The 17,598-nt window shown below is 62.7% G+C and carries 18 protein-coding genes; 13 read left to right on the plus strand and 5 right to left on the minus strand.

Annotated elements, in window-relative coordinates:
- Positions 1 to 18: 18 nt before the first annotated feature.
- The 5 genes from AC3WVQ_RS28485 to AC3WVQ_RS28505 all read left to right on the plus strand — a co-directional run bounded on the left by AC3WVQ_RS28485 (position 19) and on the right by AC3WVQ_RS28505 (position 5,233).
- On the plus strand, positions 19 to 1,296 hold the full coding sequence (locus AC3WVQ_RS28485; protein WP_082566294.1) for an ABC transporter substrate-binding protein: 1,278 nt from the start codon (positions 19 to 21) through the stop codon (positions 1,294 to 1,296).
- Positions 1,297 to 1,386: 90 nt separating this feature from the next.
- On the plus strand, positions 1,387 to 2,247 hold the full coding sequence (locus AC3WVQ_RS28490) for a carbohydrate ABC transporter permease (protein WP_034787778.1): 861 nt from the start codon (positions 1,387 to 1,389) through the stop codon (positions 2,245 to 2,247).
- Positions 2,247 to 3,068, plus strand: coding sequence for a carbohydrate ABC transporter permease (locus AC3WVQ_RS28495; protein WP_034787776.1), 822 nt, complete (start codon positions 2,247 to 2,249; stop codon positions 3,066 to 3,068). The genes AC3WVQ_RS28490 and AC3WVQ_RS28495 overlap by 1 nt, the downstream gene beginning before the upstream one ends.
- 32 nt (positions 3,069 to 3,100) lie before the next feature.
- Positions 3,101 to 4,147 (plus strand): NAD(P)-dependent alcohol dehydrogenase, encoded by a 1,047-nt coding sequence (locus tag AC3WVQ_RS28500; RefSeq protein WP_492383292.1) that lies wholly within the window; start codon positions 3,101 to 3,103, stop codon positions 4,145 to 4,147.
- Between the two features lie 3 nt (positions 4,148 to 4,150).
- Entirely contained in the window at positions 4,151 to 5,233 is a 1,083-nt protein-coding gene (locus tag AC3WVQ_RS28505; RefSeq protein WP_060582299.1) for an ABC transporter ATP-binding protein, read from the plus strand.
- A gap of 40 nt (positions 5,234 to 5,273) precedes the next feature.
- Here the strand turns inward: AC3WVQ_RS28505 and AC3WVQ_RS28510 are convergent, their stop codons facing one another.
- A complete protein-coding gene (locus AC3WVQ_RS28510; protein ID WP_404524610.1) occupies positions 5,274 to 6,581 on the minus strand; it encodes a hypothetical protein in 1,308 nt (435 codons plus the stop codon).
- Between the two features lie 276 nt (positions 6,582 to 6,857).
- Between AC3WVQ_RS28510 and AC3WVQ_RS28515 the strand changes: the two genes are divergently transcribed.
- Positions 6,858 to 7,319: a hypothetical protein gene (locus tag AC3WVQ_RS28515; protein WP_060517781.1), complete on the plus strand. Its 462-nt coding sequence runs from the start codon at positions 6,858 to 6,860 to the stop codon at positions 7,317 to 7,319.
- Positions 7,320 to 7,372: 53 nt separating this feature from the next.
- Here AC3WVQ_RS28515 and AC3WVQ_RS28520 read toward each other — a convergent pair whose 3' ends face one another.
- Together AC3WVQ_RS28520 and AC3WVQ_RS28525 are read right to left on the minus strand one after the other, a co-directional pair.
- On the minus strand, positions 7,373 to 8,014 hold the full coding sequence (locus tag AC3WVQ_RS28520) for a response regulator (RefSeq protein ID WP_034787767.1): 642 nt from the start codon (positions 8,012 to 8,014) through the stop codon (positions 7,373 to 7,375).
- 5 nt (positions 8,015 to 8,019) lie between these two features.
- Positions 8,020 to 9,405 (minus strand): sensor histidine kinase, encoded by a 1,386-nt coding sequence (locus tag AC3WVQ_RS28525; protein ID WP_034787765.1) that lies wholly within the window; start codon positions 9,403 to 9,405, stop codon positions 8,020 to 8,022.
- A 278-nt stretch (positions 9,406 to 9,683) separates the two neighbouring features.
- On the opposite strand from AC3WVQ_RS28525, the gene AC3WVQ_RS28530 reads away from it, so the two are divergent.
- From AC3WVQ_RS28530 to AC3WVQ_RS28560, 7 genes are all read left to right on the plus strand, one after another.
- A complete protein-coding gene (locus AC3WVQ_RS28530; protein ID WP_034787762.1) occupies positions 9,684 to 10,436 on the plus strand; it encodes a hypothetical protein in 753 nt (250 codons plus the stop codon).
- A gap of 75 nt (positions 10,437 to 10,511) precedes the next feature.
- Complete coding sequence (locus AC3WVQ_RS28535) at positions 10,512 to 11,279, plus strand: EAL domain-containing protein (protein ID WP_492383293.1); 768 nt, start codon at positions 10,512 to 10,514, stop codon at positions 11,277 to 11,279.
- Between the two features lie 355 nt (positions 11,280 to 11,634).
- Positions 11,635 to 11,943 (plus strand): hypothetical protein, encoded by a 309-nt coding sequence (locus tag AC3WVQ_RS28540; RefSeq protein WP_051659110.1) that lies wholly within the window; start codon positions 11,635 to 11,637, stop codon positions 11,941 to 11,943.
- Between the two features lie 244 nt (positions 11,944 to 12,187).
- On the plus strand, positions 12,188 to 12,568 hold the full coding sequence (locus AC3WVQ_RS28545; RefSeq protein WP_134886296.1) for a hypothetical protein: 381 nt from the start codon (positions 12,188 to 12,190) through the stop codon (positions 12,566 to 12,568).
- A gap of 66 nt (positions 12,569 to 12,634) precedes the next feature.
- Positions 12,635 to 13,309 (plus strand): response regulator transcription factor, encoded by a 675-nt coding sequence (locus AC3WVQ_RS28550; protein WP_034787757.1) that lies wholly within the window; start codon positions 12,635 to 12,637, stop codon positions 13,307 to 13,309.
- Positions 13,306 to 14,775, plus strand: a complete 1,470-nt coding sequence (locus tag AC3WVQ_RS28555; protein ID WP_134886295.1) for a sensor histidine kinase — start codon at positions 13,306 to 13,308, stop codon at positions 14,773 to 14,775. The genes AC3WVQ_RS28550 and AC3WVQ_RS28555 overlap by 4 nt, the downstream gene beginning before the upstream one ends.
- A gap of 143 nt (positions 14,776 to 14,918) precedes the next feature.
- Positions 14,919 to 16,172 carry an adenylate/guanylate cyclase domain-containing protein gene (locus tag AC3WVQ_RS28560; protein WP_034787751.1) on the plus strand — a complete coding sequence of 418 codons (1,254 nt, stop codon included), beginning with the start codon at positions 14,919 to 14,921 and terminating at the stop codon, positions 16,170 to 16,172.
- 64 nt (positions 16,173 to 16,236) lie between these two features.
- On the opposite strand, the gene hutC is transcribed toward AC3WVQ_RS28560, so the two are convergent.
- A complete protein-coding gene (gene hutC / locus AC3WVQ_RS28565) occupies positions 16,237 to 17,016 on the minus strand; it encodes a histidine utilization transcriptional repressor HutC (protein WP_051659117.1) in 780 nt (259 codons plus the stop codon).
- A 139-nt stretch (positions 17,017 to 17,155) separates the two neighbouring features.
- A complete protein-coding gene (locus tag AC3WVQ_RS28570) occupies positions 17,156 to 17,347 on the minus strand; it encodes a hypothetical protein (protein WP_492383294.1) in 192 nt (63 codons plus the stop codon).
- Between the last annotated feature and the right edge of the window lie 251 nt (positions 17,348 to 17,598).

Below are 17,598 nucleotides of genomic sequence, written 5' to 3' on the forward strand. Positions count from 1 at the left end.
TGGGGAGGTCTTTTCACAATGAAAAAAGCCAAAACGCTCGTTTCGAGCATCGCCTTCGCATGCCTTCTTTCCACCGGCCTGACGACTGTTGCGGTCGCTGCCGAATGCTCCGGCACGATCAAGGTGCTCGCCCAGCCGCGCGACGGCCTGACGCTGCTCGAAGACTACAAGTCCGAATTCGAGAAGCTCTCGGGCGGCGCATCCTTTGAGATCGACTATCTCAACGAAAACGACCGCCGCGCCAAGACCAAGGCGGACGCCTCGACCATCGGCAAGTACAACGTCTATTACATCGACGAGGCAAATGTGGCGCTATTTGCGTCGGCCGGCTGGGTCGCGCCGCTGATGGACTATTATCCTGATGACTACGACTACGCCGATTTCGATCCGGGCCGCCAGAAGGTCGCGACCTATGACGGCAAGGTCTGGTTTGCGCCGGTCACTGGCGGCGGGGACCTCATGGTCTACCGCAAGGACCTGCTTGAGGCGGCCGGCATTACGCCGCCGAAGACGCTCGACGAATATGTTGCCGCAGTGAAGAAGCTCAATCAGCCCGACCAGGGTATCTACGGCACAGCCCTTCGCGGCCAGCGCGGCTCGGGCGCCAATGTCTGGCGCTGGATGCCATTCTTCAAGGGCTTTGGCGGCAACTGGTTCGACGGCAAGACGCCGGTCTTTGACGGCGAACAGGCGGTCAAGGCGACCGAGACCTATCTCGAACTCTTCAAGTACTCGGCACCGGGCAGCCAGACCGGCGGCTGGGACGAGGCGGTTGGTGCTTTTACCTCCGGCCAGGTGGCGATGCTGATCGAATCCACCCCGCTCGTCGGCATGGCGATCGATCCGAAGTCCTCGAAGGTGGCCGGCAAGGTCGGCTACCTGCCGCCTCCGGCACCGTTGACGGGCGGCGGCTACGGCCATGGTCTGGCAATCGGCATGAAGGCCAACAAGGATGAGGCCTCCAAGGCCTGCGCCGGTCTGTTCGTAGCTTGGGCGACCTCGAAGGAAAACGAGGCCCGGCGGCTCGAAGCCGGACAGTTCAGCGAACTCAATCGCACCAGCATCATGACCAGCCCGAAATTCGCCGAGCTCTACGGCCCCGATCTCGGCCAGGCGCTTGCTGATACCGGCAAGGTCACCGCCGTCAACTTCTGGCAGAACCCGCAATGGCCTGATCTTGGCGACCGCTGGGGCATCATCCTCGAGGAGCTGATCACCGGAACGCGCACCGACATCAAGGAAGGCCTCGACGAACTCGACGGCTTCGCCAAAGACCTGGTTGCCCGCAGCCAGTAAGCCGGTTCCTCCCAAGGGCCATCGGCCGGCAAAGCCGCCGGTGGCCCGCACCATCGGGGGCGTTCAAAGCCCAGCCGTAGGACTGATCACATGAAGCAGAAAAACAGCCTGCCGGCGGTGTTCCTCACCCCGGCCATGGGCATCCTTGCCGTTCTCGCCCTCGTGCCGACGGCCTATGCGATCTACATATCGTTCCAAAACCGGGAACTCAGCCGTCCGGACGGCAGCTTCGTCGGTTTCGCCAATTATATCGACCTTTTCTCGGACCGCCGCTTCATCAATGCGATCGGCGTCTCCCTGACCTGGGAAGCCGTGACCGTCGGCATGACGCTCGCCATCGCCGTCGGCCTTGGCATTCTGCTGTTCGAATGCGTCTCGCCGCGAACGCGCAACCTGCTGGCGCTCCTGTTTCTGGTACCGGTGATCCTGCCACGCGTTTCGGCCGCCTTCGTCTGGAAGTTCGCCTTCCATCCGCTCTATGGCATCGCCACCTATCCCTACAAGGCAATCATCGGTCAGCCACTCGATCTCCTGTCCAATCCGGCGACTGCACTTGCGACAGTCGCATTGGTCGATGTCTGGCAATGGGGCCTGTTCTTCGCCGTCATCGTGCTGAAGCTCCTGGAAACGCTGCCACCGCAACCCTTCGAGGCAGCAAAGCTCGACCATGCCCGCACATGGGAGATCTATGCCTTCATCGCGCTGCCGATGCTGAAGGCGCCGCTGATCTCGCTTGCCTTCGTCAAGATGATCGAGTCGCTGCGCGCCTTCGACCTGATCTACGTCATGACCCGCGGCGGCCCCGGCATCGCGACCGAAACGCTCGACATGTACGCCTTCTCGCAAGGCTTCATCGAGTCCGGCCGGATTTCCTACGCCTCCAGCATGGCGGTTCTGATGATGATCGCCACCTCGATCGCCTTCACCTTCATCTGGAAGAGGGTTCAGTGATGACCGCCCACGCCCTTGGCCGCTTCATTGGCCGGCTCATCCTTGCCGCCGCCGCCTTCTCTGCCGTGTTTCCAATGTTCTGGACCGCGCTCAATGCCTTCAAGAACCGGGTCGACATCGTGACACCGACCCCGCTCTTCTTCTTCGAGCCGACGCTCGACAACTTCGCCTATGTGCTCGGCCGCGAAAGCGTCTTTGCCGGCCTCGTCAATTCGCTGCTGATATCGGGCGCTGCGGTGCTGATCGGTGCCACTCTCGGCCTGCCCGCCGCCTATGCGATCGCGCGCTATCCCAACCGCTGGTCCCGCGACATTCAGTTCTTCGTTCTGTCGCTGCGCTTCCTGCCGCCGGTCGCGATCGCCATTCCGCTGATGGTGATCTGGCTCGATTTCGGCCTCTATGACACCCGCCTGTCGATGATCGTCACCTATTCGCTGCTGACGCTCGCGACCATCATCTGGCTGAGCGTCCCGGCCTTTGCGCGAGTGCCGAAGGAAGTCGAGGAGGCTGCCCGCGTCGATGGCTACGGTCCTTATGCGATCTTCTTCCTTATCGCGCTGCCGATTGCCCTTCGGTCGCTGATCGGAGCTGTCGCCTTTGCCTTCGTGCTCGTCTGGAACGAATTCCTGATTGCGCTGATGCTGACGACGTCCGACGCCAAGACGTTGCCGATCGTCGCCTCGGAGCTGACGCAACTCGGTCGCGACGTGCCCTGGGGCATCCTCAACGCCTCCGTCGTGCTGCTCTCCATCCCGCCGCTGCTCTTCATCGGGGTTCTAAGTGGCATGCTCAACAGCGCCTTCAAGCGCAAGACCCAATGAATCCCAAGACTGGAAAAACAAGGAAATCCTTCATGCAAGCGTTGGTCCTCGAGCAAAAAGGCAAGCTCGCAATCCGGGAGATCGATCTCCCGCTGGAACTTGGTCCCGATGATGTCAAGATCGCCATCGACACGGTCGGCGTCTGCGGCAGCGACGTGCACTACTACACCCACGGCGCCATCGGCCCCTATGTGGTGCGCGAACCGATGGTGCTCGGTCATGAGGCGGCCGGCACCGTCGTCGCGGTCGGAAGCAATGTCGAAACGCTCGACGTCGGCGACCGGGTCTGCATGGAGCCGGGTGTTCCAGAACTGACCTCCCGGGCTTCCAAACTCGGCATCTACAATGTCGATCCCAAGGTGCGGTTCTGGGCAACGCCGCCGGTTCATGGCGTGCTCGCTCCCTTCGCAGTCCATCCCGCCGCCTTCACCTACAAGCTTCCCGACAACATCTCCTTTGCCGAAGGCGCGATGGTCGAACCGTTCGCCATCGGCATGCAGGCAGCCGCCCGCGCGCGGATTGCACCGGGCGATGTCGCCGCGGTGATCGGCTGCGGGCCGATCGGCATCATGGTGGCGCTCGCAGCCCTTGCCGGTGGCTGCAGCCGTGTCTTCATCTCCGATTTCAGCGCGGAGAAGCTGGCGATCGCCGCTCAGTATCCGGGCATCATCCCGGTCAACATCGCCGAGCGGCCTTTTGCCGATGTCATCGCCGCGGAAACCGGCGGCTGGGGCGCCGATCTCGTCTTCGAGGCGAGCGGCAGCGCCAAGGCCTTTTCCGGGATATTCGATCTGGTCCGCCCGGGCGGTGCCGTGGTTCTGGTGGGCCTGCCGGTCGAACCGGTACAATTCGACGTTCCGGGCGCAATCTCCAAGGAAGTCCGGATCGAAACGGTGTTTCGTTACGCCAACATCTTCGACCGCGCCCTGCAATTGATCGCGTCCGGCAAGGTCGATCTGAAGCCGCTGATCACTGAAACCTTCCGCTTCGAAGACAGCATCAGGGCATTCGAGCAGGCCGCATCCGCCCGACCGACTGATATCAAACTACAGATCCGCATGGACAGTGGGAAGGATTGAGCCATGGCGAACATCGTCTGCTCCAATGTCGACAAGCAATACGGCGCCGTTGATGTCATCAAGGATTTCAACCTCGATGTCGCCGATCATGAATTCATCGTGTTTCTCGGTCCATCCGGCTGCGGCAAGTCCACGCTGCTGCGCATGATTGCCGGTCTCGAAGACATATCCGGCGGCATCGTCTCGATCGGCGGGCGGGCGGTCAACGACCTGCCGCCTCGCGACCGCGGCGTCGCCATGGTCTTCCAGAACTATGCGCTCTACCCACACATGACGATCTACGACAACATCGCTTTCGGACTGAAGCGCATGAAGGTGCCGAAGGCGGAGATCGATACGCGGATTCGCGCTGTTTCGGCAACGCTCGGCCTCGAGCCCTATCTCGCCCGCAAGCCGACCGAGCTGTCCGGCGGGCAGCAACAGCGCGTCGCTATCGCCCGCGCGATGATCAAGACGCCGCGGGTCTTCCTCTTCGACGAGCCGCTCTCCAATCTCGACGCGAAGCTGCGCAATCACATGCGGGTCGAGATCGCCCGGCTGCACCAGAAGCTAAAGACCACGACGATCTATGTGACCCACGACCAGTTGGAGGCGATGACACTTGCCGACCGGATCGTCCTGATGAAGGGTGGCGCGATCGAGCAGGTCGGAACGCCCGCCGAGATATACGAACGCCCGCGCACGCTCTTCGTCGCCGGCTTTATCGGCACACCCAACATGAATTTCATCGACGTGACGGCCGAAAAGACCGAAGGCGGCTGGCTGTTGCGCAGTGCGGGCGGCAGCTTCGCGATCTCGGACGACAGGTTCACGCTTCGCCATGGCCAGACGCTAGTGCTGGGCATACGTCCCGCCGACCTGGCGCCGGCGGAAAGCGGGCTCAATCGTATCGAGGGCATCGCCGACCTGGTCGAGTTTCATGGTAACGACGCGCTCGTGACCTTTCTGTTTGCCGGCAAGGAAATTGGCGCACTGGTCAAGGCCAGCGGCTGCCCCAGGCCGGGGGAAGCCGTATCCTTCACAATCGAGCCAAACGGCTTGCACCTGTTCGACCGGGAGAGCGGTCTCTCGGTGCTGAGTACGTGAGCGGCAAGCAACAGCCCTGCCCCGACAGGACTGTTTGCCTTCAGGCCGCGTTGGCGAATGAGGCGGCCGGGAGCGGCCCGGCCGTCATCATCGTAAAATCGAAGGGCGCGCGAACGTCGGCATCGAGCACGTATTGGCGGTGCACACGCAGGAAGTCGCGCTTGATCCGGCCATAGCGCTCCGGTGACAGCATATGCTTGAGCCGGATGAAAACGATGGGCGGCTGGGGCGCATCGCCGTGTCCGGCAAGCGCCACCACCTGGCATCTATAGAAATTGATCGCGTCGGTCAGGCACTGGACGTCGAACCAGAAGATATCCTTCACCCGGGCGATGGCGCCGACGCGCGCGCGCAACACTTCGGCTGAGCGCAGCAGCGCACATTGCAGGATCGCGCCGCCGAGCGTGACGAAGACGATGCGTTTTCCGGCAAAGAGGCCTGGCTCCCGCTCCACCAGGGCGCCGATCACTTGGGTGGCGATGCTGGAGCCCATGCTGTGAGAGCTGATGACGTACTCGTCGGCCGGTTCGTTGAGCGCGGCCCGCACGGATGCCAGGCTGTCTTCAACCCATTGCTTTAAATATGGTTTTTCCAGACGCGCAACGGCAACCGCCAGCTCCCAGTCGGAAAAGAGATGCAGGGTATGCCACCGCTCCGACCAGGGGAGAAACAGCTTGAAAAAGACCAGGTAGGCGACGATCGCGCTCAGGACGAGAAGCGATGATTCAAGCGCAAGCCAGTAGGGGGCGGTGCCGATCAACACGCTCCCCGCGACGCCAATTGCCACCAGCAGGAACGGAAAGAGAAAGAACAGGCCGAACCGCCAGGCATGCCGGAAGTAGCCGAATGCGCCGCCTTCCCAGACGACGCGCAGGGCGCTCAGGTAGCCCGCGACCATTCGATGCAGCGTGCCCCGGCCATTCAGGCGTCGGACGATCTCGTCGTGATCGAAGATGTAGACGCGGCTGGCCGTCTGCCAGTCGGCGCCCTGGCTATCCACGTCGAAATAGCGGCCGGGTCCCTCGCTCTCCACCTGCCCGACCTGAACATCGAAATCCTGAAGTCTCGCCGTCTTGACCGCCGATCGCTTGTAGCGCGCCTGATGCTTGACGGCATCCAGCGGCTCGAAGCCCGGAAAATGCAGCACGATGCGTTTCTTGACGTGCCCGGTCGATTTGTCGTGTGACAAGTGTTGATCTTTCAAAAGGCGCAAAACGCCCGTCCCCGGGCCTCCGAAGAGGTGCAGGAGCGGGCGCTCGATGAGCGCCGGGTGGTCCCAGCCTGCCGGAGACGTCAACGATCTCGATGTCGAGAATATGGCCAAATGAAACGATGCAACGGCGTGCATGACAATTTCAATCGCGCCATCGCCTGACTACCCGTCACGCCACGGTCGCTGCTCGGCAAGAGCGCAGGCCACAGCCGCCAAACGACGACGCATGGAACCCGACTTTGGTCCTAAGGGAATCCGACGATTGTCCGGCCGTCGCCGGGGAAAGGTCTGGGAAAGCGTAACCGGCGCAGACGCGCGTTGACTGGCCATGCCGGCCATGAGCAAAGTCGAACTTGCCGGTATCCGCCGGAGCGTGCCCACCCTGTGCCGCGACATCGCCAGAGGACTGAAATGCCCAATCGCCGGATTTTTCTTGCTGCATTCTTCTGGCCCGCGATCCTGTTGGTGACGACCCTTCCCTACAAGCTCGATCTGACCCGCGCAGGTCTGTCGATGACCGAGACGGTCGCCCTCGCCAAGAACGGCAATAATGGCGGCGGCAACGGCGGTGGGAATGGTGGTGGTAATGGCGGAGGGAACGGGAACGGCGGTGGCGGCAATAACGGCAATGGCGGTGGCAACGGCAATGGAAACGGGAATTCCAACGAAACCCGTTCCGGCGGAAACTCCAAGGCCTCCCGTGCCAATGAAGACGCCACCGACGATGGCGAAACCGGTATCCGTCACAAGGGCGGCATAACCGAGCAAGTCAGGAAGGGGCGCTACATCATGAAGGATGCCCGCGGACGGACGATCATCAACCGCCGCGCGACATCAGCCGACAAGCAGCGCATGGAGACCCTGGCGCATTAGCACGCGCCGCCGATCGGCGTCGGCGGTGCGACGGTATCGGTCGGTCTTAGAGACTAAAGCTCGCGCGCGTCGCGCAGAACCATTGCCGCTTCGGTGCGGTTTGCGACCCCCAGCTTCGTCATGATCTGCGTCATGTGATGCTTCACGGTCTTTTCCTGCAGGTCCAGCTCGATGGCGACATGCTTGTTGCTCATGCCGGCGGCCACCAGGTGCAGAACCTCTTTCTCGCGGGGCGTCAGGGTTGCGACCAGACCGGATTTTCCAGGCTGGGCCGGGCCCTTCGTCGACAAAAGCTTGGCCGAAAGGGTCGGCGCCACGTAACGCTCGCCCGAAGCGACAGTGCGAATGACCTCGGCGAGCGCCGAGGCGCCGACCCCCTTCAGCACATAGCCGGTGGCACCACGGTCGAGCGCCGTGGTCACGTCATCTCCGTCTTCGGAAACCGTGAGCATGATGATCTTCTGCGACGGAGCGACCTCCAGGATCGCCGGTATCGCCTCCAGCCCGCCGCCCGGCATGGAGATATCCATGAGCATCACATCCGGTCCGAGGCTTTGCGCGATCCCGGTCGCGTCGTCCTTCGAACTGCCCTCGGCGACGATCTCAAACCCCTCGATCTCCGACAGGCTCCGGGTCACGCCTTCGCGAAACAGAGGGTGGTCGTCGACCACGGCAACGCGTATCCTTGACGTCATGATTGTCAGATCTCCTTGACGCTGGTCGTCATGCGAACGGTGGTGCCGGTCGGCTCGATGATGAGCTCAAACGTTCCGCCGAGACTTTCGATCCGTTCGCGCAGGCCGGCAAGACCAAGACTTGTGGGCGGAACTTTGTCCGGATCAAATCCGGGTCCGCCATCGGCGACCTCGATGGTGACACGGTCGCCGACTGTTCGTTGCGATACCTGCTGCCTCACGCCGCCGGCATGCCGGTAGCCGTTGTTGAGGGTTTCCTGCACGAAGCGGTAGATGCAGATCTTTGCCGCCTGCGACAGACGGTCCGGCGGATCGGCCAGGGCGAGCTCGACCGCCGCCCCTGTGCGCTGCTGATGGGCCTTCACGCAACGCTGCAGGATCTCTGCCAATCCGGCCGTCTCGATCTGCGGCAGGACCAGGCCGCCGCAGATTGTGCGGATCTCCTGCATCGCCTCGTCGAGGCTCGCCTTGATCGCGCCGATCTCGCGCGCACGGGTGGCCGCCGGCGTCGCGTCGCGCTTCAAGGTCTCGCTGCCCAGTCTTAGCGAAGCATAGGCGACGAGTTGGGCGGGGCCATCATGCAGGTCCGCGCCGATGCGCCTCAGATAGCTTTCGTTCAACGCGGTGGCGCGCTGCGATGCGCGCTGCAGCCGGCCGCGCAACGTTTCGTTCTGCGCCAGCGATGCCGAAAGCTCGTCGACGCGCTGGGCGAGCGCATGCCGCTGGCTCTCGATCGTCTTGCTGCCCCGAAGCACGATCGCCGACAGCACGACGAAGAAGGCAAGCGTGAAGGCTGCGACCGCCAACCAGGTGTGTGCGCGCGCCTGATTGAGGCTTTGTTCGAAATCATTGGCCACCTCATGAAATTCCGACACGGCCACCACCTGGCCGGACCAGGGCTGGAGCACCGGATTGTAGATGGCAAGCGCCGGCTCGGCCGTAGCCCTGTCCGCCGTCCCATCCCCGGCCTGGTCGAAGCGGGCGACCATTTTGCCTGAAAATGCCGTCTGAAGTTCCTCGCTTGGCTCCACCTTGGTGCCGACGGCCGCCTGGTCACTCGAATAGAGAAGCGTGCCATCCGCACGCCAAAGGCGGAACGAGAGGAGGCGTTCGCCGAGCGCGCCCTGGCCAAGGGTCTCGTCCAGCGCACGGGCAACCGTTTCATCGAGCACTTCATTCGTCTGCATATCGGGCAGCAACGGCGCGATCACGCTGTCGACGTAAAGCGCCGTCGTTGCGGCGGAATTCCGGGTGACTGCGTCTTCGATCCTGTTCGATACGAAGGCGCCGACCAGAACCATCGCACAAGCGGCGACCGCTCCTCCGATCAGCAGGAACTGGGTGGCTAGAGATTGAGAATTCCAGCGGGTGATAAGCTGTTGGACGCGCACCAGGTCTCTCGGATCGGGCCGCCGGCTCGTGCGGCGCGACGATTGTAGCAAGGCCGCGCCAACCTAACCACTCTCATGACAGGGTCAATGGCGCAGCCATCGCGACCGAACTGTTCGGACCTTTGATGCTGCGGAATAGGACCTAGGTCCTAGGCGAAAAGGCAATGGTCGGGGGCCGATGGCGCCGTCTCGGAGGCGCAGATATCGTCTTCACATCGAACGTCGTGTCTCGATCCGTAAGCAAATGAGAACGACCAGTTGGAAATGAGGAGATATCTATGCCTGTGACGAAGCTGATCGCCCGGAGCATCATGGCGCTGACGCTGGCAGTCGCGCCAATGGCTGCCGGTTCCCTGAGCCTGATCGATTCCGCCTACGCCAAAGGCGGCAATGGCGGCGGTGGTGGCAATGGTGGCGGCGGCGGTAACGGCGGGGGCAACGGTGGTGGCAATGGCGGGAGCCACGGTGGCGGTTCTGGCCACAGCAAATCCGACACTTCCCGCGGAAGCAAGGAAACGAGCACTGGCAAGTCCAGTGGAAAATCGCAGCACAAATCCGGGACCTCCGGCAGCAAGACCAAGGCGACCAAGGCAGCCAAATCGGCAAAAGCCGAGAAACCCGCCAAATCGGTCGTGGTTGCATCGGACCCGGTGGTCGATCCGGTAGTCGATCCCGTTGTGGCGCCCGAGTCTAAGCGAGGGTTCAACTCGCTCAACCGCAACTACCACGCCTATCTCAATTCAAACGATCCGAAGATGGCGGCCGTTTCCGCTTACGCAATCGCCTATGCGCAGTTCGAGGCGGAAAATGGCGTCGACGCCATCCCAGCCGATCCTGCGCTGAGCGACGAAGCGCTGCGCGAGGCGCTAGCGGGCTTCACCAAGGATGGCGTGGTGACCGACGACATGGTCGACGAAGCCAAGGGGATTCTCGGGGTCGGCCCCGCCGTTGGCAAGATCGACGAAATCCGCGGCACGCTGCCGCCGCAGACGGTGGTTGTTGTCGAACCGGAGCCGGAGACCGCCCAATAACGAGGAACTGGCCACCGGCTCACTTGGTGAGCCGGTGGCTGCATCCGGACCCGCGTCCAAGCCAATGGAGTTTAAATGTCTGACCGTGTTGTGGAAATCTTCGACCACGCAGCAAAAGAAGGGCGCGTCGGGTTTTCACTTCAACACGTCAATGCCGTCGCCGATGTCGGCACCGTGCTCTATTCGGAGTGTCTGGGAAGGATCATCCGACCCGACGGCGAGGTCATGACCGCCAGCGAGTTCATACGCTATCTGGAGGCGGCCGGCCGCATTGCTGCGCTGGACAGGCACATGCTCACGCTCGCCTTCGACTGGTTGGCGCATCATCCAACCGCCGACCTCGGCTGCAACATCTCGGTCGAAAGCATCTGCGATGAACGTAACCGGACGCTGCTCCTGGATCTGCTGTCGACCCATCGGGGGCTGGCACCGCGCCTCGTGCTCGAACTCGCCGAAAGCCTACCGATCTCAGCGCTCCCGACGGCCGGGTGTTTCGTTCGAAGCGTACGCGAGCTTGGATATCGGGTCGCCGTCGATGACTTCGGAACGGGATTTTCGACGCCGGAGGCACTTTTGTCCTTGCCCGTCGACATCGTGAAGATCGACGGCTTCTTCCTGCGGCTCGGACGTCCCGACGCGGAGCGGTTCCTTCTGCACATGGTGGGTCTGGCGTCCTGCGTCGCTCCCGTCGTTGTGGTCGAAGGTGTTGAAACTTATGCACAATTTGAGGCCGCGCAAGGCGCCGGCGCAACGCACGTGCAAGGGTTCCTGCTCTCCGAACCGACCCTCAGCCCACTATTTGGCGGCGAGTTGCGTCCAGCTCAAACCGCGATGCTCTGCTAGCGTCGCGCGCAATCATTCAAGCGCACTGCACTCCCTCCCCTTATGCTTTCCTGATCTTTCCATCCCATCTTCCCAGGCGAAATCCTATGCCGATCTGCGCGATAGAAGGAGCGGGCGGCAATGTGCCTGTAGGTCGTTTTGCCTCAGGCATGCTGCCATGCTGGTGCCGCTTTTGGATGGCTTGAGACGTGCCGCGCCGCAACACCCGGTGCCGCAGCATTCACCTTTCCTGTGATCGGCCGGATTTGCGTTGGCGGCAACCCACCCGGCTTCGGACGCGAAAGCAACAGAACAGCGCAGACGCTTGCCAGTACCGGCATGTCCGGTTCCGAAGGCGTCACAGACGAGCAAGACTATGAAATTCACAAACGGGTTCAAACTCTCCTCCAGAGCCAGCCGCCGTCTGCCGACGGAATATTTCATGCTGGTGGATGTCGCGTTCGAGGGCGACGTTATCGGCTCTCTGGGCAGTTGTCCGATACGGGAATCCGTGCGCGACGGAGAGGGCCTTGTCTATCGTTTCGTCGGCGTGGCACCGCGCCTGGTGAGCGGCGGCTTTGATGTACTGGCACTTCGCACGGGCGAGTGGATCGTCAAGCCGGGCCTGGTTTACGCGGCTGATCCCAAGGTAGCGCAAACACGTGACACAGACCGCGCTGCCTAGGAAGTATGCAGCGCTTCTTCGGCAGTAACGACATCCGTTGCCCCCGCCACCGGCTTCGTCGGCGCAGCTTTCGCCAGCTTCGCGCCGGCCCTGCAATGCCCCTGTAATCTTGGCCCTTTAGCTCCCGGTCAGCCGTCGCATCGCTCCGGATCGCAGTCGTTCCGGACGGGCGGCACGTCAACGACAACTGCTGGCTTCGCGCGTCCCGTGGACGACTGGCGCTGCAGGAAAACCGGGATCCGTCATGCTCTCCATTAAGGGGTTTTGCACCCTCGCCTGCTTCGCCGCCACCGCCGCCCTGCTGGCCGGCTGTGCATCCGATACGATGAAGACCTATATCGGCCAGCCGGTCGAATCCGTCATCATCGACTATGGTCCGCCCACCAATGTTCTCGATCTCGGCTGGAACGAGCGCGCCTATCAATGGCGCAAGATCTCAACGAATGTCGTCTCCGGCACATCCAGCGGCGGAATCAGGGACACCCGGCGCGGAATGCGCTACGAGGAGTATTCGACGCCGGGCTATGTCGAGGAACAGGAGTGCTTCTATAGCTTCTACGCCCGGATGCAGCACGGCCGCTGGTACATCACCAACTTCCGCCAGCCGAAGCTGGAATGCGAGTGACGCCTCGGGCAGTCGACGTGACGGATCAGCGACCCGCATAGATGCGGGCACAGAAGGGAAAGTGGCATGCGCATCTTGCTGCTGGAAGACGAGCCGGAGATGGCCTCGGCCCTCAAGGCTGCCCTGGCGCGGCGCCAGGTGATCGTCGATCATGTCTCGACGCTCGCCGACGCCGAGGCCGTTGCCGAACTCTGGCCCTATGACGTGGTCGTGCTTGACCGCCGGGTGCCGGATGGCGAGGGGCTGGATCTTATCCCGAAGCTCAGAAGCCTTGGCGTCGAGGCGCCGATCCTGATGCTGACGGCATTGGGATCGATCAACGACCGGGTCAGCGGGCTCGATGCCGGTGCCGACGATTATCTTTCCAAGCCTTTTGCCGTCGAGGAACTGATGGCGCGGCTGCGCGCGCTTGCCCGCCGTCCGGTCACGCTCAAATCGGAGCAGACCAAGGTCGGGCGGCTCATCTACGACTTCCGCCACCGGGAGGCCGCCGTGGACGACAAGCCTCTCGACCTTCTGCGCCGGGAACGGCTTGCGCTCGAAGCGCTGATGCGGCGGCCCGGCCGAACCGTGCTCAGGGCGACGTTGGAAGAATCGGTCTACGCCATGGAAGACGAGATCGAATCCAACGCGCTCGACTCCCATCTTTCGCGCCTGCGCCGCAAGCTCGACGACGTCGGCGCCGGCGTCGAAATCCGGGCGATCCGCAATCTCGGCTATCTCCTGCGCGCGACGACATGATCAAGGTTCGTCCGCGCTCGCTGCAATGGGTCCTCGTCCGTCGGCTGATCCTCCTGCAGGCGGCCACGTTGTTCGTCTTCATCGGCCTGCTTTTCCTGGGCGTGTTCATCGCCCAGCCACGGTTGCTCGTCGACAACGAAGCCGCCTTGGATGTGCTCGACCGCGCCGTCGGGCGCGACGCGAACGGCGTGCTGGCCGTGCACGAGACCGAGGACCTGCGCGAGCTTCGCCAGTCCTATCCCAATCTCTGGTACATCGTCCGCGACGCCGCCGGCCAGGTCGTGCGCTACGGAAACGTCCCTGCCCCCTATGAAGAAGCCTGTGGCGACCTGCTGCAACGGGTGGAGGGGGCGAAATTGCTTTTCGAAGAAGGCGGTACGCTTCCGGACGCTGTCCTCCACAATGTCGAGACCGAAGCCGGCCGGGTCCAGATCCTCGCGGCGACAGTTTCCTCCCGCCGCGACAATGAGCCGTTGGACGTGCAGATCAGCATCAATGTCGATATGGCGCGCGACCTCGACGGCAGGACGGCGTGGATGGAGGTCATGCCGACGCTCGTGCTTGTTGTCCTTTGCTTCCTTTTGCCGATCGTCTTGGTCATGGGCGTCTCCACTCTGCTGACGACGCCGGCCGTCGTGCGCCGTTCGCTCGCGAGCCTCGTCTCGACCGCCGACCAGGCGGGGCGCATCGACATCGACAACCGCGCGGTGCAGCTCGAAACCGAGGAAGTGCCGACCGAAATCGCCCCTTTGGTGCGGGCCTTCAACCGGGCCCTGGCGCGACTGGGAGAGGGATACGACCAGCGCAACCGCTTCCTGACCGATGCGGCCCATGAATTGCGCACCCCGATCGCGATCCTGCGGACCCGCGCCGAGCTTCTGCAGGAAGACCCCGAAACCACCCGCCTGAGGCTCGATATCGAGCGCCTGTCGCATCTCGCCCAGCAGCTTCTCGACCGGCAAGTCCTCGAACATGCCGGCGGTCCGCTCGAGGTGGTCGACCTCGTTTCTCTCGGGAGGGTCATGGCAGCGGACTTCGCACCGCTTGCGTTCGAAGCCGGCTACGAGCTGGCATTCGAAGCCGAAGCGCCGGGCGCCCTGGTCAGCGCGCGGCCGCGGCAGATCGAGCAGGCTGTCGCCAACCTTCTGCGCAACGCCATCGAACATGGCGGCGGTGCCGGCACGATCACCGTTCTGGTCGATGCCGCCGGCGGGCTCGAAATCCACGACGAAGGCCCCGGCATTCCGGTAGAGGAGCGCGATCGCGTCTTCGAACCTTTCTATCGCTTGCGTCCGCGCTCCACCGGCGCCGGGCTGGGGCTCAATCTCGCGCGCGAGATCGCCCGGCTCCACGACGGCCGTATCGACATTCTCACCGGTCCATGGCGTGGCACGCGGGTGCGCCTGCACTTGCCGCTGATCGACGGAAGCCGACCTGCGGCCGCGCCGGCACGCCCGATCGTCTGACAGAAGCGGCGGCATGCCGCCCCAGATTTCTCAAAAGCTTTTCAGGTTGCCCCTTATCAAGGCGGTGCCGATGCTCCACATTTGCTGCGATACATCGTTCGGCTTACGCGGCTTCACCCGCTTGAGCGCCATGGAGAACAGCAATGCAGACCCCATCTGAGGCCCCCTCGCCGTCACCCGAGGATGGCAGCTTTCCGGCTCGACGCCAAGGCGTGCTCGACTGGCTGATCATCGAAACGCGCAACGAGCGCTTCATCGACAATATCCTTGTCGAGTTGGGCGAACGGCTGCAGGCCGCCGGTATTCCGGTTGCGCGCGCCACGTTGCACTTCCGCATCAACCATCCGCAATGGCTCGGCGCTCGCATCCTGTGGCGCAAGGGGCTGGCCGAGGGCGAAATCGATCTCTACGACTATGGCACCCAGAACACCGCTCTCTACCTCAACAGCCCGCTCTACGTGATCAATAACGGTGGCACCGAGGTTCGAACCAACCTCGAGGACTTGACGGAAGAGCAGGAACAGAGCTCGCTCTATGTTGACCTCAGGGCCGAGGGCCTGACCGAATACATCGCCTGGCCGCTTGAGCACACGCTCGGCAAACGCCACATCGTCACCTTTGCCAGCGACCGGAAGGGCGGCTTCGAAGACGAACATCTGGCCTTTCTCGCGAAGATCGTGCCGGCGCTGGCGCTGGTCAGTGAAATCAGGCTGAAGAACCGTTTCGTCCGAACGCTGCTCGAAACCTATGTCGGCCCGCACGCGAGCGAACAGATCCTTGCCGGCGCCACCACACGGGGCAGCGGCGTCACCGTCGGTGCCGCCATCCTGATCTGCGACCTGCGCAATTTCACAAAGCTTTCCGATCTCTGGCCGCGCGACGACGTGATCGAACTGCTGAACGCCTATTTCGACGCCATGTCGGAACCGATCGAGCGCCATGGAGGCGAGATCCTCAAATTCATGGGTGACGGGCTGCTGGCGATCTTTCCGCTAAGCAACCCCGACGCCGCGGAGAATCTGCTCCAGGCGATCCGGGAGGCGGAGGCAGCCATCGCCGTCCTGAACCAGGACAACCTCTCGAAAGGTCGCGAGCCGCTCGGCTACGGCATCGGCGTGCATGTCGGCGACGTGATGTATGGCAATATCGGCTCGCGCCGCCGGCTCGACTTCACCGTCATCGGCCCCGCCGTCAACATCGCCTCAAGGCTTGAGAGCCTGACCAAGGAAACCAAACGCCCGGTGCTGTTGTCGCGCGCCTTCGTCGAGCTGGCCGGCTGCGCCTCGAGCATGGAGCATCTCGGCGCCTACCCGGTCAGGGGCATCGGTGAACCCATCGAGGTCTTCGCTTTTTCCGGCAACGAACCGGCACCGAAGCTGCGCCTCGCCGCAGGATAATCGGCGCGGAACCGCCGATCGAGGGCCTGCTTCATCGGTTGTCCGCGGACAACCGATCCTTCGACTAGCCGATGGGGCTGGGCGCGAACTGCGCAACGAGTTCGTGGCGGTCGCCGGGATAGGTGAGCCGCACATGCGTGACCGGCGCCCGTCCGCTCCAGGTCCGCCGCTCGATGACGAGGCAGGCTGTGCCGGTGGCGATACCGAGCGCCTGCGCTGCCGACTTGCTGGCCGCCACGGCACGAATGCGGTGTTCGGCCGTGCTCCACGGTACCTTGCCGAGCAGCCACGAACCGGGCGCCGCGGTCTCGAATGTTTCCTCTTCGGCCTCCGGAACCGCAGAAAGGCTGATCAACCTCTCCTCGAAGCAAAAGGGACGCGAGCCGGCAAAATGCCGGCACGTTACGTCCAGCAGCTTGCCCGAGCTCGGGAGATCCAGGCGTTCACGATCCCGGCTTTCGACCTTGCGCACTTTTCGCTCATCCACGCGGAAGCTGTAATCGAGCCCCAGCGACTGGACTTCGAGTTTAACGTCGTGGATCTCCATGACGGCGGACTGGACCTGCGGAAAGGTAACGTAGCTTCCCGACTTGCGCCGCCGCTCGATCAGCCCGCGCTTGACGAGTTCGGTCAGGGCCTTGTTCACCGTCATGCGCGAGCAGTCATATTGCTCGGTCAGTTCGTGCTCGAACGGGATGCGGTGTCCGGGTGGCCACTCCCCGGAAAGAATGCGCCCTTCGACGTCACCGAGGATGCGCTGGTGCAGCGATAGCACCTGCCCCTGACTGTCGGCCGCATCGCCAGGCGGGTCACTTGAAACGGAACGATCTTGCTTGGTGTCCATGACAGCGAACTTAATCAATTCGCAGCCGCGAAACAGCCCTTCCCTCGCCGATTTGCGCTTTTCCACGGCGGCTGAAACGGCTTTCACGTTGACAGCTGTCAACGCTTGGGCGGCGCAGTTCGGCGCCACGCCTCACTCCTCAGTAAAGGAGGTGCCACGGCGTCAGGAACGCGCGCGCCCATTCCTGATTACGATCGGACTCTTCGCACGTCGCCTTGTCGAGCGTCGTCGAGGCGACATCCACTTCCGCCTGCCGCTTTGTCTTCATCGCCTTCGGCACAGGCGGGGGCGGCTTAAGATAGCCAAGGGTCATTCCACCGAGATAGAACATCAGGAAGCTCCATGCATCCAATCGCCAACTGAACACAATCCTGACACAATCAGATCCGCTGTCAATAGTCTATTAAATCTATGCTCTAATTGGAGATGCGCGAACGTGCCCGAAGGGAAGTTGTCCGCGGACAACTCGGCCGCTTCACAAGCTCGCTTTCCACCGCAAGGGCAGCACCTCCGTCAAAACGCTATGCATTTGTAAAACCGCGCCGAATCGGAGCATAGTGCATCTGCGCATATTGTCCGGAT

The organism is Ensifer sp. EB106-05-01-XG146 (assembly GCF_058791875.1).

Coding starts and splice junctions, on each gene's coding strand:
- AC3WVQ_RS28540 (WP_051659110.1), top strand. CDS start 11,635: ATGAAATTCACAAACGGGTTCAAACTCTCCTCCAGAGCCAGCCGCCGT.
- AC3WVQ_RS28530 (WP_034787762.1), top strand. CDS start 9,684: ATGCCTGTGACGAAGCTGATCGCCCGGAGCATCATGGCGCTGACGCTG.
- AC3WVQ_RS28500 (WP_492383292.1), top strand. CDS start 3,101: ATGCAAGCGTTGGTCCTCGAGCAAAAAGGCAAGCTCGCAATCCGGGAG.
- AC3WVQ_RS28490 (WP_034787778.1), top strand. CDS start 1,387: ATGAAGCAGAAAAACAGCCTGCCGGCGGTGTTCCTCACCCCGGCCATG.
- AC3WVQ_RS28515 (WP_060517781.1), top strand. CDS start 6,858: ATGCCCAATCGCCGGATTTTTCTTGCTGCATTCTTCTGGCCCGCGATC.
- AC3WVQ_RS28520 (WP_034787767.1), bottom strand. CDS start 8,014: ATGACGTCAAGGATACGCGTTGCCGTGGTCGACGACCACCCTCTGTTT.
- AC3WVQ_RS28535 (WP_492383293.1), top strand. CDS start 10,512: ATGTCTGACCGTGTTGTGGAAATCTTCGACCACGCAGCAAAAGAAGGG.
- AC3WVQ_RS28570 (WP_492383294.1), bottom strand. CDS start 17,347: ATGTTCTATCTCGGTGGAATGACCCTTGGCTATCTTAAGCCGCCCCCG.
- AC3WVQ_RS28545 (WP_134886296.1), top strand. CDS start 12,188: ATGCTCTCCATTAAGGGGTTTTGCACCCTCGCCTGCTTCGCCGCCACC.
- AC3WVQ_RS28505 (WP_060582299.1), top strand. CDS start 4,151: ATGGCGAACATCGTCTGCTCCAATGTCGACAAGCAATACGGCGCCGTT.
- AC3WVQ_RS28510 (WP_404524610.1), bottom strand. CDS start 6,581: ATGCACGCCGTTGCATCGTTTCATTTGGCCATATTCTCGACATCGAGA.
- AC3WVQ_RS28560 (WP_034787751.1), top strand. CDS start 14,919: ATGCAGACCCCATCTGAGGCCCCCTCGCCGTCACCCGAGGATGGCAGC.
- AC3WVQ_RS28550 (WP_034787757.1), top strand. CDS start 12,635: ATGCGCATCTTGCTGCTGGAAGACGAGCCGGAGATGGCCTCGGCCCTC.
- hutC (WP_051659117.1), bottom strand. CDS start 17,016: ATGGACACCAAGCAAGATCGTTCCGTTTCAAGTGACCCGCCTGGCGAT.
- AC3WVQ_RS28485 (WP_082566294.1), top strand. CDS start 19: ATGAAAAAAGCCAAAACGCTCGTTTCGAGCATCGCCTTCGCATGCCTT.
- AC3WVQ_RS28495 (WP_034787776.1), top strand. CDS start 2,247: ATGACCGCCCACGCCCTTGGCCGCTTCATTGGCCGGCTCATCCTTGCC.
- AC3WVQ_RS28555 (WP_134886295.1), top strand. CDS start 13,306: ATGATCAAGGTTCGTCCGCGCTCGCTGCAATGGGTCCTCGTCCGTCGG.